The following is a 12,655-nucleotide window of genomic DNA, read 5'->3' on the forward strand; positions in this document are numbered from 1 at the left end:
GGAGTTTCGCGAAGCCGAGCCCTCGACGACCCTCACGTCAGATCACCACTAAGCCGATGTAGGTTGGTACACTGAGCATGAAGATTGACGTGAAGCACATACAGAAACGTGGCAAGGCCGGTTGGCGCTACAGGCGCAAAATTCCTGAGGAACTTCGGAGCATTCTGGGGAAGAGGGAAATCCTAATCCCGCTTGGCCCCACCGAAGCTATTGCTATCAAAAAGTACCCTAGGGTTCATGCCGAGGCCGAGAAGCTCCTTTTATCGGCCCTTTCCAGCAAGAAGGCGCCCCCGCCTAACTCGCACCAATCGTTGACAGCGTTGGAGCAGTTCAAATGGGGGCAGCAAGATGTCCGTCGATTGCAGTTGGACCCGGAATGGTCTGGTGCTGAAGACGAGGACGCAATCCTCAGTACGGGTTGGCAGCAGTATGTTGGCGTCGAGCATCGCTGTGTGGTCCCCGTTACGAGCTTCGCGGAGCCGAGCCCTACGCTGGGCGACAAGGACCCCGAGACCGGCATTCAACGGAACTACTGGTTCACTTTGAACGAGGACCGTCCGTTGTTCTTCTTTGCTGGCCTATGGACGCCATGGCACGGTGTGCGCAAGGTCAAGGACGGCCCCGGCGACTTCGAACTTTGCGGCTTCATGACGACTGCACCCAACGCGCTCGTCAAGCCGATCCACCAGAAGGCCATGCCGGTCATCCTTAGTATGGATCAGGCTCTTGATCTGCTGCCAGCGTAACGGGCGTCAGCCTGCGAAGAAGCGCAAGGCGGCGGAGACGATCGCTTCCGGGGCATCCTCCTGCATCAGATGCCCCGATCGGGGGATAAGGTCCAGTGAGCAATCGGGAAGCAGGGCGGCAAGCTTTTGGCCACGCTCCGCAGGAATCCAGCGATCTTCTTCTCCCCACAGCAGGGTCACGGGACAGCGGAATTCGCCGTACCGGCCCTCGATCTCGTCCGTGAAGCGCTGATCCATCTGGGCGATCTGGCGATAGAATGCCGGTTGGCCGACCGGCCCGACCCACGGCGCGACATAAGGCTCCAACTCATCGTCGGACAGCGGCCTTGCCGCGGCGCCGGAAATATACGCTTTTAGAATCGCCGCGTGGATATACTCCGGCGCTCCGGCGAAGGCTGTTTCGTGCTGCCGGACGTGCTGGACAAAGGGCGAGCCCCAAGGACGGACCGCCACCGGATCGATCAACAGCAGCCTTTCATAGTCACAGCCGTCGATCAGATGTGCCCGCAAGGCCGTGGCGCCGCCGAAGTCATGTGCGATGACTTTCGTCCGGCCGAGCCTCCAGAAATCAAGCATCACCGCCAGCGCCGTGTTCTGGATGCCCAGCGAAACGTCCTGGCCGGGATGCTTGCCGGATCGCCCATATCCCGGAAGATCGTAGAAATAGACGGTGTGATTACGCGCAAGCGCCGGCGCGATCCTGTGCCAGACATGCGAGGAAAACGGTGTTCCATGGACAAGCACAAGCGGTGCGCCCGATCCGATCGAGCCCCAGGCGATCTTTGTGCCGTTCCAGTCGAACGTTTCGGTCGGCAAGGCCATACCGTTTCACCACTCACGCTTCGGGCGACAGGATAGTATTACTGTATGCCGACGGAAATCTTAGGACGCAAGAGGAGACGGAGATGTGGCTGACACTGCCGTGGTCTGAGGCGAAGCGGCTACAGCGCACGGCACCGGACGATGCCCTTGTGATTGTCGAGAAGCCGGCCACGCAGATCAAGTTTCCGCAGCAGGCACCGGCCCAGGGGTCGCTGTTCTAGGCCCGGTTTGATCGTTCGGTCCGCAGGGTGCTTACCGACGTAGGAACAGATGAATTTCCTGACCGGGATGTTCGGTGGACGGATAGGGAGACCCATTGGCCGTGAAACCGCGAGCCGGCAAGATCCGCTGCATGGCCGCATTATTGCTGCGTGTTGTAGCGAACACGGCTGATCCGCTTGCGAATGACAGCGCCGCGTCGACGAGACGCCAACCCAATTTATCACGGCGATGGCTTTCGGCGACGACCACATACCCTAGTTCGACTGGATAGGCGGCGGCTTCCGCATTTGATTTCGACTTAGCAAAGACGGCGGTTCGATAGTCCGGCTCTGGATTTTTAATCGCGGCAGTTCCAACCAGCTTCTTACCGTCATAGAGCATGACTAGGCCCCGCGCACCCTTGATGCGTTCAAGCAGCCCGTCACGGGAAACTTCGCCTTCCGAGACCACCAACTCGACAAAGGCACCGAGTTCTTTGTCGGAATATCCGTGCGGGGGCTTGGCGGTCAACGAACTGAGATGTTGCATTGCTTGAGCATAGGCCAGTCAGATTGAGGTCGCAAATTCATCGACATGGGCGGGCAGAGAGCGCCCTCCTCAGTCCTCATCCCTCCAGACCACCCGTCGCACCATCCTGATTTCGGCAAGTCTTCTCACGCGAATGCCCTGACGTTCTCGTGCCGTTGGGCTCTGCGTCTCGGCACGCAAGCAGTCGTTCTTGCCGCACCGTTCGCAGCTCATTTTGCCCCCCACCAGCTCGGCCTCAATGTCTCCGAAGATTTCCTTCAGGTCCCCCGGCTGATACCAGCGCTTGACGTTGCAGAGCCCGCACTGGACGCACACAAGCTGCCCGACCTCGTGGGCATTGCCGAGCTTCCATTCGCTGCCGCGTTTACGTCTTCCACCAGTATCAGGCATGGCCCAATATAGGAACACATTCCTCTTCTCGTGTCCGAAATTACGAAGAGACGTCTTAAGGTCCGGGTTGTGCCGTGGTTGGTTTTCCGCTTGCTCGCACGCCCGGTAAAGCTGTTTTCAGAGCTTGGGTATGATCTGATTCAGATGTTCCTGTTCTTCAAGAAGGGCGTCTATGTTTCGAACATTTCGCAACAAGAGCACTTCTTTGGACCTGCCCCTACATCCAGAGATGCGATCACGCGATGGGCGAAAAGTCAGCAGCTAATTTCGTGATGCATAGTGGGCCGACGTTTCAAGAGTAGCGAAATGGGGCGACGCCAATCGGCCTGCAACTTCATGGACGGGCCCGCGTTTATGACGATTGCCCGGTTTCATGGAGAGCGGCCGTCATGGGTAACTATTCGAAATTGATCGGCTCGATCGTCGGCGGCGCGGTGGGCTGGCTTGGCTCTAAATACGCCTTGCCGCCCGATTTGACTTCGCCCGAAGTCCAGGCCGCGGCGACGCTCATCCTGAGCGCGGTGGCGACATATCTCTTTCCGGCAAACGCCGCGAGCACGTCGCCAACTGCGGAACAGCCCACCGATACGACATCCCAACACTAGCAAGATCGCGCCCGGCGTTTTTCGCCTGCTGGCCTGACACCCGCTCGGGTTTCCAACGACACCGCCGTTGCACTTGCGCGCGAATGCATGCCGGGCGATGGTCGCGCAATATCCTGGCATTGGCGCTGCTCTCGGCAGCAGCGCTTTCTTCGACCACCGCCAACGCGCTGGACAGTTCCGGCACACCTGTCGTCGTGACGCCGCTGGCGTCGAAGATGACGACAGCCTCGGGCCAGTCGATCACGCTGCCGCAGAAAAATGTCGAGGTCCAGGTTTCAGATCGCGCCGGGCGCGATGCCGATCGACACGAGCGGCTGCCCGCGAACGGAGTCGGACCCGCTACGAAGAGCGGGCATCACAATGGCCGTCTTGCGTGGCCGAAGTGCTGCCGAGATGGTTGACCGCGGAGGTCTGTGACCTAGCTTGAAGCTCACGATGGACCGTCCAGACTCCGAAATGGCGGAATGGCACGCACCGTGGGAGAACTCTCGGGACGTTGAGGATGAGAGGTTGCGGGTCGGCTTTTCGGAGCCTTGCACACTCAACCGGCGGCCCGGGATCACCGAGTTTCGTTTCAAGCGAAGACCATCTGCGATGCCTGTCAGCACAACGCCGGCGCTTCGCCATGCAACAACAAATTCACACACTGGAGGGACCCCGAAGCAGTGACGGCATAGAGAGCCGTCCGAGGCCTTAGCCAGCACCAAGGCGAGGACCAAAACACCGCTTCACGAGCTTAAAAATTACACCCAAGACCGCACAGGCACGGCGATGCCAAATCTTGCCGGAATTTACATGAACAACGCAGATCTCGCTATTCTGGGCGGGATGACGATACTTGTATTGGTGGGCATCTATCTTGTGGTCCGGCGTATCCTTATCGCAGTGCAACGGCGGCGCCCGAAACCAAATGCCTACCTGAGCGAATACAGCTCTGTTCCCATCGAGGAGGCTCCTTGGGATTGGGAAGGCCCGGTCGACCTTGCAACCGAGCCTGCTTCTTCTCAGGCTGCCGTGCCCTCAGACACGGCAGACAGGGATGTCCGGCCTCAACATGCCAACTACCGTCAGTTCGGGGTGCGAATCGAGCATTTCGACATACTCTCCGAAATACTCTCCGAAGCTTGTGAGAACTCGCCAGGGGGCCTGCCCGACGCTGTTGCTTCCACGACAAACATCGCTACGGCCTCACCCCCTCGCGTTCGCAGGCCCATCGGTCTTGTGTCCCGCTTGGGCCTCGCCACAATCTGTCTGGCCGTGCCGCTTGGTTATGCGATGACGAGACAAAACTGGGTCGAAAGCGCCCCCGCCAGTTCGCAGGCCCAGGACCATCCCGATCTTTCGGCGAGTGCTGCATTAGATATGCGCGGACAAGCCCGGGGAGACGCGCGCACGGGTGTCGAATTGCTTAACCCGGATCTCACGGCTACCAAGGCACAAGTCGAGGCAGCTCTTGCTCAGGCAGCCGCTGCGAGGGAATTGGCCGGCCAGGAGCACCGAGAGGTGGAAGGAGAGCGCGCCAGGAACGCCTCTCTGCAGAGTGCGCTCTTGGAGTCGCGCAAGCAGATCGACGCGCTGAGGGCAAGCATGGCAGCCGCCGACAAGGCACGCGAGGAGCGTTTGCGCAACGAACTCGCGGCAGCTCGCACACTCGACGCAATGCGGCGCGTTGCGGGAGACGCCCGCGCGGTGCTGGGCGAAACCATCAACTACGTCTTTACACAGTTGCCCGCTGCTCATCTGGAGCGTCAGCGGACCGAACGGATGGCGCGAGATCTATCCCAAGCGCGGGCGCAAATTGAACAGCTTGAGGCCAAGGCCGCCGAGGATCGCGCCAAGGCCGAGGCTTCGCTGGCGCAGGCAAGTGGAATGCTTGACGAGGAGCGCCGGAAGTCGGAGGATCTTCGTGGCGACCTCGCCGAAATCCAGCAGTCCAGGGCCGCGGCTGCAGACACGACTGAGCGGGAACGGACCGGTGCAGCCACAGCGCGAGCTCGTGCCGACCAGACTGCGGCGGAGACGGCGCAGGCCCTGGCACGAGAGCGCGCTGCAACAGCCTCGATCCGCGAGGACCTCAATAAAGCCCGCATCGAGCGCGACGCGGCCGAGCAGGAACGAACCAAAGCAGTCTCAGCCAGAGACCATGCCGACCAGACTGCGGCCGAGACGGCGCAGGCCCTGGTACGAGAACGCGCTGCAACAGCCTCGATCCGCGAGGACCTCAACAAGGCCCGCCTCGAGCGCGACGCGGCCGAGCAGGAACGAGCCAAAGCGGTCTCAGCCAGAGACCGTGCCGAGCAGACTGCAGCCGAGACGGCGCAGGCCCTGGCACGAGAACGCGCTGCAACAGCCTCGGCCCGCGGGGACTTCAATAGAGCCCGCATCGAGCGCGACGCGGCTGAGCAGGAACGAACCAAAGCAGTTTCAGCCAGAGACCGTGTCGAGCAGACTGCAGCCGAGACGGCGCAGGCCCTGGCACGAGAACGCGCTGCAACAGCTTCGACCCAAGAGGATCTCAATAAAGCCCGCCTCGAGCGCGACGAAGCCCGAGAACTTTTGGGACAGGCGAGCGAGGCTCTGGACAAGCAACGTGAAGCCACTGTTTCTCTAGCCCGCGACCTGGCCGCCGCGCGCGCGGACAATGACCAACTCAGGGCTGACCGCCGTAGCGCGCAGATTGAGCCGCCACTGAAGCCGCGCACTGGCCGCGCATCGGCGGGCACAGGCCAGGTCAAGGCTGTCAGCCAGAAGACTACGCGCAGCAAGGTTCGCAACCCGTCGCGGGTGACCCGCGTGCGTTCTATCACGCTTCCCTTTTCCCTCCAGCCAAGCCACTCGACGTTGGACTGAGTTCCAAACGAGAGCGCAGGCCCTGGGGCGGGATTGATTCGACTTCGTCGGCGAGGAGTTCCGCGCTGTGGGCTACGTCAGCCCGATCACGCTGCCCTTCGTGTTCAATTCGCACCCGACCGGCGCCTGACGCGTCTCCACGCTGTCTTGACGTACATAGTCGATGCTGACCTGAACGGGGGCCGAGATCGTATGTCGGCTTAACCGATGTATGGAACCTGCGCTGATGACGCGCACACTGGTCGCGCCAAACTGGGCGGCAGCCTGCTCGATTGCGTCATGGCAGGCGCGAACCACATCATCGGGGACGCCCGGCACCGCTTCGATTGGATTGACCGCTGGTGGAATGGTGTTGTCTTCGGGAGGCTGCAGGGCGGGCGGGAGGTCGAGCGACTGTCCGCCGTCTGCGGACGGGACGACAGTGGCTGCTTTGGCGGCCGTGGTTGGTGCCACTGCCCCCGTTGTAGTGGTGCTGATCCCGTCATCGTCCGACGGTGGATCGCTAGTGGGGTCGCCGGGATCGCCGCCAGGTCCTTTGTGCGGGCTGCCGTTGTGGCCTTCGTCGTTATGGCTGCCAGGGTCATGACCGCCGTCCTCACCATGATGGCCGCCACCGTCATGCCCTCCGCCGTGCTGGCCGCCGGCTGCAGCTCCTGCGCAAGCTACCGCGATCGAGCAAGCGAATGCGAAATATGCCAAGGATCCAAGGGATTGACGCACGGCACCCTCCAAAAGTGCGTCGGCCTAGCCGTCCTACCGCGGCATGCGGTCAGAACGTCGTAACCGCCGCTGCCCCCAAGCAAAAATCGCGACTACGGCGCCCACGGAATTAACTAGGGGATGAACCCGGTGCATCAAGCACGCAATGCGTGGCGATTGCCGCCATCGCCCATGGATCACTTGCCGGGGCTTGGACACGATCTGATCATGCCCCTCCCGATGTGCGGCGCGTTCGCACGATCCCCGCATTCTTGGCCGAGCGCGACTGCGCGCTCCCTCAGGATTGGGGTTCGGCCTACTGGCCAATGGACGCGCTCGGCGCGCTAGCGGTCACGCTTGCGGATATTGATGGCGGGCTGCGGCGCGAGCCATCCTTGCGCGCGGATGCCACCTGCGCGATCTTGCCGACCATTTCTTGGGAGGAAATCGTGCGAAAAAACCTGGCATTGGCGCTGCTGTTGGCAGCAGCGCTTTCTTCAACCGCCGCCAACGCGTTGGACAACAGCGGTACACCGGTCGCGGTAACGCCGCTGGCGACCAAGACGACGACGGCCTCCGGCCAGCCGATCACGCTGCCGCAGAAGAATGTTGAGGTTCAGGTCTCGGCCTATCAGATCGCGCCGGGCGCGACGCTGCCGGTGCACAAGCACCCCTTCCCGCGCTATGCCTATGTCGAGGCCGGCACGCTCAAGGTCACCAATGTCGAGACCGGTAACAGCAACACCTACAAGACCGGCGATTTCATCGTCGAGATGATCGGGCAATGGCACCAGGCCACCAATATCGGCGCCGATCCGGTGAAGCTCCTGGTGATCGACCAGGTCGAACAAGGTGCTAAGAACACGATCTTGAAGCAGTAGCGAAGCAACGGGGCTCAGGTATTTCGCGGCCAGGCGCCAGCCCCAAGGCGGACGCCCGACCATTCGTGTCAGCCCCAGGCACCCACCGGTTGCCGGGTCGGCGCATTCAGTCGATTGAAGGCGTTGATCAGCGCGATCTGGATCACCAGCGCGGCAAGCGCCTTGTCATCATAATGGCGGGCGGCCTCGTCCCAGACATCGTCGGACACCGCGTCGGAGCGGTCGGCCAGTCGCGTCGCGGCCTCCGTCAGCGCCAGCGCCGCGCGTTCGGCGGCGGTGAAGTAAGGCGTCTCCCGCCAGGCGGAGACGGCGAAAATGCGCTCGTCCTTCTCGCCCGCCTTCTTCAGCTCGCGCGCATGCATGTCGACGCAGACGCTGCAGGCGTTGATCTGACTGGCGCGCAAATGGATGAGCTTGCGCGTCACGTAGGGCACCTCGGCGGCTTCAGTCGACTTGTCCAGCGCCAGCAGCGCCTGCAAAGCGCCCGGAATGAGCATCACCGGATTCTTGATTCTTGCTTGCATCATATTTTTCCTTCGTTTTTCGGATGTGCTTCTGCGTCCCGGACGACGCGCATCCAGGGAGTTGTTCTTCGGCCAGATGTGTCAGTCATCGGCCGCCACGGGCGGCGGCACAGGGGTCAGCCTTCAGCCTTGTTTGCCGGCCACCTGCTCAAGCCGCTCAAGGATGCGCGGCCAGCCGCTGCCCATGCCTTTGAAACCACCCTCGTCCACCGGCCGGAATCCGGACTGTTCCATCCGCACACGGGTCGCCGTTCCTTCGGGTGTGAGCGACCATGTCACCACGGTTTTCAGTCCGCTCTCCGATTCCGTCCCATCACCCCAGCTATATGCCAGCAGGCGCGGTGCCTCGACCTTCAGCACCATGCAGTTCGTCGTCCCGGACCAGCCCGGGACCGGCGTCGCGCGGAAGGTGAAACGATGCCCCTCCTCCGCCGCGAAGTCATTCTGCATGAGCCATTCGGCAATGAGCTCGGGCACTGTCAGCGCACGCCATATCTTTTCCGCCGAATGCGGAATCAGACGTTCGACGACGATCGATTTGGTTTCCGTCATGCCTTGCTCCTCTTTGTTCCTGCCATTCCATCTGCAATCAATAACCCAACAGCTATTAATCATCCATAACTCACAGGTTATGAAACTGTCAAGGCGGGAATTAGCCACTGGTCCAACTGGCAGCGCACTGTTCGCGCTTTCGCGTCAACCAGCCCGATGCTAGGGCTTTCCGCGAAATCGTTGACTGGATCGCACCGTGACCAAAGAGCCGCGCCCGCCCCTGATCGAACTCTGCGTCGAAGGCATTGACGGGCTGCTCGCCGCGCAAGCCGCAGGCGCCGACCGGGTCGAGCTCTGCTCCAGCCTCGTCGAAGGCGGCATCACGCCGAGCCTTGGCACCGTGCGCGCCGCGCTGGAAAGCGCGACCATTCCATTCCATGTCATCGTGCGCCCGCGAGGCGGCGACTTTCTCTATAGCGATGCAGAATACCGAACGATGGTCGCCGATGTCGGCGCCCTGCGCGGTCTTGGCGTGGCCGGCGTCGTGGTCGGCTGCCTGACCGCCGACGGCGCCATCGACGAGGCGCGCATGAGCGGACTGGTGGAAGCGGCCGGCCCGCTCAACGTCACCTGCCACCGCGCCTTCGACATGACGCATGATCCGGTGGAGGCCCTCGAAGCGCTGATCCGCTGCAAGGTCGGCCGCGTGCTGACCAGCGGCCAGCGCGACACGGCGCTGGAAGGCGCAGACCTGCTGGCGCAGCTCGTTCGCCAGGCCGGCCAGCGCATCATCATCCTCGGTTGCGGCGGGCTGGTGCCCGACAACATAGGCGAAGTCCGCAGGCGAACCGGGCTGACCGAGCTGCATTTCGCGGCGCTTGCCGACGTGCCGAGCGCCATGCGCTACCGCAACCCGCATGTCGGCATGGGCGGCACAGACCTCGATCGCGAATACCGCAACACGGTGACCGACGAGGCCTTGGTGGCGGCGACGATCGCGGCCGCGAGGGCCTGATGCCGGAACTGACCATGCCGAAAGATCGTCTGCCGATCGAGCGCGTTTCGCCTGCCGACGAGGCCGCCATTCTCGTTCTCAACAACGAGCATGCCGCCGAATTGTCCTGGCTGGAGCCGGAGCGGTTGTCGTTCCTCATCGCGCAGGCTTCCTACACGCGCCGCATCGGGGCGCTCGAAGCCTTCATCATGTGCTTCGATCAGGATGCCCGTTACGACAGTCCGAACTTCCTCTGGTTTCGCGAGCGCTATCCGCGCTTCGTCTATGTCGATCGGGTGGTGGTGGCGGCCAAGGCGCGTGGCCGTGGCCACGCCCGCCGGCTCTACGAGGATCTCTTCGGCCATGCCCAACGCACCGGCCACACTATCGTCACCTGCGAGGTCAACGCCGACCCGCCGAACCCTGCCTCGGATGCCTTCCATAGCGCGCTCGGCTTCGCCGAGGTCGGCGATGCCGTGATCCACGGCGGCAAGAAGTCGGTGCGCTACTACGCCAAGCCGATTGGCTAGCGCATGGCCCCGAAAGCCGCAGGCTTTCGGAAGGACCATGCGCAAAACAGGGTCTTCGCGGCGGCCGCCACTGGCCACGAAAACAAGCTGCAGCTAATGTGAGCGCTCCGCTGGCTTGGGGGCACGACATCATGCCAAGCAACGTCTTCCGCTTCGACGAAAGCTGGGACATACCGGAAGGGACGCCGCAGGAAGTGTGGGACGTTCTGTCCGACGCCGAGTTGCTGCCGCTCTGGTGGGGCGACGCCTACAAGGAAGTCGAGCCGCTCGACAAAAAGGGCAAGGGCGTCGTCGGCTCGCGGGCAAGAGCCCGAGCCCGAGGCGCCCTGCCTTTTGAGCTGAATTTCATCATCGAGGCCGCCGAGCTCGAGCCGGGCCGTCTGGTGGTGGTGAAGACCTGTAACGCGCAAGATCGGATGGCATTGGCGGCGGAATGCTGGGAAATGGTGATAAACGCTAGGAAGCGCCGCCAGACGCCTTGATTTGCAAGGGGTTGGCGACCTCGAGCGGGACCGGAGCGGGCGATATCGGCGCGCAATAAAATTACACGGTCGCGCAACTTCACTTGGCACCAAACAGGCCGCCGGCGACGCGACGCGCAACTTCACTTGGCACCGCCGGCCGGCCGCAAACCGGCGCAGCGCAAGGGGTAGAGCCACGAAGCGGCCAAAAGCGGCGAGCGGCGAACTCCGAAATCGGTTCGGAGTTCGGGTGAAAGGCCCTAAAAACGGGTTTTTTGCCGCAAAAACAAGCGCTTAGATGCGGACAGCCGCGCGCCGACTGCTGCCGAACTCCGAAATCGACGGACGCTTAAAATGCCCGCCGGCGGCGCGGCTGTTTTCGCCTTACCGGCCGCCCTTGTCGATGATGGCGAGTGCCTCGGTCAGCAGCCGGGCGGCGCGCTGCCGATCCTTGTCGTCATGGCCGAATGACCGCTCCAGCCTGGCCACGATCTCCTCGTTGAGCGAACGCTCGTTCTCGGCAGCGGCGATCTTGGCCAGCTTCTTGAGTTGAGCCGGCAAGCGCAGACGAACTTCCTGTCGATCGATCGGGGCCATGCGGCCGTTTATGGCCGAAAGAACCTTGCCCCGAAATGGCCGCAGCACAGCGGCATATGCCGCACATAAGCGGCTTTTCCCCACTGTTCACAGAGCCATCACGAAAGATTTCCCGCGTGTAACAAGTGATTGGACAACCCAGTCTCGATGCCACATATGAGTGCTGGGTAGAGAAGGCAAAAACAACAATGAAAACAATGGTTTTGGAGAAAAACCGTCCGGTCGAGGCCGGGACGGATGGGTTTAAGGGGCGGTTAAACGCATGCATATGGCAGGAGCCGGCGCCTCGTGCGCCGAAGGAGCAGGCAATGAGGAAACCCAGACTGGCCTGATGATCAGCCGGCGGTCATTGATCGCCGGCCTGGTGGCGGCGACGGCGATCGGCAAAGCCGAATCAACGCCGAACTTGCGGCAAAAGATCGACGAGACAGCGGCGAATCTGGCCGCGCTGATGAACGAGCTGCACGGCGGCGGCTCGTGGTTCGCCAATGTGGATCACGATAATCAGTTCGTCTTGGTCGCGCCCGAACCATAGACGGCACTGCGAAGCACACTCAGGGCTCTCCGCTGCACCCGCTTATCCGCCTTGACCAGGTCGGCGAAAACCTCGGCGAGCTCGGCGCGAACATCCTCATCGTCATGATCGACGGCGGTCGCAGCGACCTGCTGCTGCCCCGGCTCACTCGTCCCGTCGAGGATATCAGCGACGGAAACCCCTAGAACCCGGCTCAGCGCGTCGAGATTGGCAGCGCTGGGGTCGCGGCCGCGTTTGAGGATATCGCGTACGAACGTCTCCCCCCGCCCAACGCGGCGAGATGCCTCTTTCATCGTCAGGTTCTGCTCATCGAGCAGCCGGGCGACCCGATCTCTCCAGCCTTCTTCCATCGATGGGAAAATACCCACTGGGATAACGATTGTCTCGTGGTCAATTGCCCATTGACGAAATGGGATTTTGCCCATTATTGTTCGGAGATGACCCAAATCAGCGACCTCCTGCTCCGCATCCAGGCGTATTGCCAGAAAGAAGGCATTGCCGAGTCCACCTTCGGTTTCCGGGCCGTCAATGACGGAAAGCTCGTGAAAAAGCTGCGGGCCGGCCACACTATCACGCTGCGGACATTCAACCGGATCGAGACGTTCCTCGCAGTAGACGAGGAGCGCGAAGCCGCATGACCATTTTGCCAAAAGGCATGCCGCCTGTCGGCGGGATGCGGGGGGATTTGCCCATTTCTGACCATGTCAGCACCCAACGCGTACGCAACAACACGCGGCCGGCACAGATCGACCGCAGCCGCAACGCTACCAACAGCGCGG

17 protein-coding genes and 1 pseudogene are annotated in these 12,655 nt (G+C 62.0%); 10 read left to right on the forward strand and 8 right to left on the reverse strand.

The window, feature by feature from the left end; translation table 11 throughout:
• Positions 1 to 77 precede the first annotated feature (77 nt).
• On the forward strand, positions 78 to 746 hold the full coding sequence (locus tag EH240_RS39105; protein ID WP_245436195.1) for an SOS response-associated peptidase family protein: 669 nt from the start codon (positions 78 to 80) through the stop codon (positions 744 to 746).
• A gap of 6 nt (positions 747 to 752) precedes the next feature.
• Here the strand turns inward: EH240_RS39105 and EH240_RS19700 are convergent, their stop codons facing one another.
• Positions 753 to 1,568, reverse strand: coding sequence for an alpha/beta fold hydrolase (locus tag EH240_RS19700; protein ID WP_125001586.1), 816 nt, complete (start codon positions 1,566 to 1,568; stop codon positions 753 to 755).
• A gap of 59 nt (positions 1,569 to 1,627) precedes the next feature.
• On the opposite strand from EH240_RS19700, the pseudogene EH240_RS19705 reads away from it, so the two are divergent.
• Positions 1,628 to 1,789: pseudogene (locus tag EH240_RS19705) on the forward strand (SOS response-associated peptidase); the annotation flags it as partial.
• A gap of 31 nt (positions 1,790 to 1,820) precedes the next feature.
• On the opposite strand, the gene EH240_RS19710 reads toward EH240_RS19705, so the two are convergent.
• Together EH240_RS19710 and EH240_RS19715 are read right to left on the reverse strand one after the other, a co-directional pair.
• A complete protein-coding gene (locus EH240_RS19710) occupies positions 1,821 to 2,318 on the reverse strand; it encodes a GNAT family N-acetyltransferase (RefSeq protein WP_125001589.1) in 498 nt (165 codons plus the stop codon).
• A 69-nt stretch (positions 2,319 to 2,387) separates the two neighbouring features.
• Positions 2,388 to 2,726, reverse strand: a complete 339-nt coding sequence (locus EH240_RS19715) for a hypothetical protein (protein ID WP_245436196.1) — start codon at positions 2,724 to 2,726, stop codon at positions 2,388 to 2,390.
• Between the two features lie 371 nt (positions 2,727 to 3,097).
• Between EH240_RS19715 and EH240_RS19725 the strand changes: the two genes are divergently transcribed.
• From EH240_RS19725 to EH240_RS19735, 3 genes are all read left to right on the forward strand, one after another.
• Entirely contained in the window at positions 3,098 to 3,313 is a 216-nt protein-coding gene (locus EH240_RS19725; RefSeq protein ID WP_125001592.1) for a hypothetical protein, read from the forward strand.
• A gap of 119 nt (positions 3,314 to 3,432) precedes the next feature.
• Complete coding sequence (locus EH240_RS39110) at positions 3,433 to 3,714, forward strand: hypothetical protein (protein ID WP_245436198.1); 282 nt, start codon at positions 3,433 to 3,435, stop codon at positions 3,712 to 3,714.
• A gap of 394 nt (positions 3,715 to 4,108) precedes the next feature.
• Positions 4,109 to 6,163 (forward strand): coiled-coil domain-containing protein, encoded by a 2,055-nt coding sequence (locus tag EH240_RS19735; RefSeq protein WP_125001595.1) that lies wholly within the window; start codon positions 4,109 to 4,111, stop codon positions 6,161 to 6,163.
• Between the two features lie 72 nt (positions 6,164 to 6,235).
• On the opposite strand, the gene EH240_RS19740 is transcribed toward EH240_RS19735, so the two are convergent.
• A complete protein-coding gene (locus EH240_RS19740) occupies positions 6,236 to 6,883 on the reverse strand; it encodes a hypothetical protein (RefSeq protein ID WP_167484079.1) in 648 nt (215 codons plus the stop codon).
• A 428-nt stretch (positions 6,884 to 7,311) separates the two neighbouring features.
• Here EH240_RS19740 and EH240_RS19745 point away from each other — a divergent pair, with 428 nt between their 5' ends.
• On the forward strand, positions 7,312 to 7,743 hold the full coding sequence (locus EH240_RS19745) for a cupin domain-containing protein (RefSeq protein WP_206075297.1): 432 nt from the start codon (positions 7,312 to 7,314) through the stop codon (positions 7,741 to 7,743).
• 68 nt (positions 7,744 to 7,811) lie between these two features.
• Here EH240_RS19745 and EH240_RS19750 read toward each other — a convergent pair whose 3' ends face one another.
• Both EH240_RS19750 and EH240_RS19755 read right to left on the reverse strand, forming a co-directional pair.
• Complete coding sequence (locus EH240_RS19750; RefSeq protein WP_125001598.1) at positions 7,812 to 8,267, reverse strand: carboxymuconolactone decarboxylase family protein; 456 nt, start codon at positions 8,265 to 8,267, stop codon at positions 7,812 to 7,814.
• A gap of 123 nt (positions 8,268 to 8,390) precedes the next feature.
• Positions 8,391 to 8,819, reverse strand: a complete 429-nt coding sequence (locus EH240_RS19755) for an SRPBCC family protein (protein WP_125001600.1) — start codon at positions 8,817 to 8,819, stop codon at positions 8,391 to 8,393.
• Positions 8,820 to 9,015: 196 nt separating this feature from the next.
• On the opposite strand from EH240_RS19755, the gene EH240_RS19760 reads away from it, so the two are divergent.
• The 3 genes from EH240_RS19760 to EH240_RS19770 all read left to right on the forward strand — a co-directional run bounded on the left by EH240_RS19760 (position 9,016) and on the right by EH240_RS19770 (position 10,765).
• Positions 9,016 to 9,774 carry a copper homeostasis protein CutC gene (locus EH240_RS19760; protein WP_245436200.1) on the forward strand — a complete coding sequence of 253 codons (759 nt, stop codon included), beginning with the start codon at positions 9,016 to 9,018 and terminating at the stop codon, positions 9,772 to 9,774.
• Positions 9,774 to 10,283 (forward strand): GNAT family N-acetyltransferase, encoded by a 510-nt coding sequence (locus tag EH240_RS19765; protein WP_245436201.1) that lies wholly within the window; start codon positions 9,774 to 9,776, stop codon positions 10,281 to 10,283. The genes EH240_RS19760 and EH240_RS19765 overlap by 1 nt, the downstream gene beginning before the upstream one ends.
• Before the next feature lie 131 nt (positions 10,284 to 10,414).
• Positions 10,415 to 10,765, forward strand: coding sequence for an SRPBCC family protein (locus EH240_RS19770; protein ID WP_245436203.1), 351 nt, complete (start codon positions 10,415 to 10,417; stop codon positions 10,763 to 10,765).
• A gap of 363 nt (positions 10,766 to 11,128) precedes the next feature.
• Here the strand turns inward: EH240_RS19770 and EH240_RS19775 are convergent, their stop codons facing one another.
• A complete protein-coding gene (locus EH240_RS19775; protein WP_167484080.1) occupies positions 11,129 to 11,305 on the reverse strand; it encodes an Arc family DNA-binding protein in 177 nt (58 codons plus the stop codon).
• Between the two features lie 304 nt (positions 11,306 to 11,609).
• Here EH240_RS19775 and EH240_RS19780 point away from each other — a divergent pair, with 304 nt between their 5' ends.
• The gene (locus EH240_RS19780; protein WP_125001609.1) at positions 11,610 to 11,876 is read left to right on the forward strand and encodes a hypothetical protein; all 267 of its coding nucleotides are present in this window, start codon (positions 11,610 to 11,612) and stop codon (positions 11,874 to 11,876) included.
• Here the strand turns inward: EH240_RS19780 and EH240_RS19785 are convergent.
• Positions 11,846 to 12,526: a helix-turn-helix domain-containing protein gene (locus EH240_RS19785; RefSeq protein ID WP_125001612.1), complete on the reverse strand. Its 681-nt coding sequence runs from the start codon at positions 12,524 to 12,526 to the stop codon at positions 11,846 to 11,848. The genes EH240_RS19780 and EH240_RS19785 overlap by 31 nt on opposite strands.
• Positions 12,527 to 12,655: the final 129 nt, after the last annotated feature.

This window comes from Mesorhizobium tamadayense (assembly GCF_003863365.1).
Lineage (GTDB): Bacteria > Pseudomonadota > Alphaproteobacteria > Rhizobiales > Rhizobiaceae > Mesorhizobium > Mesorhizobium tamadayense.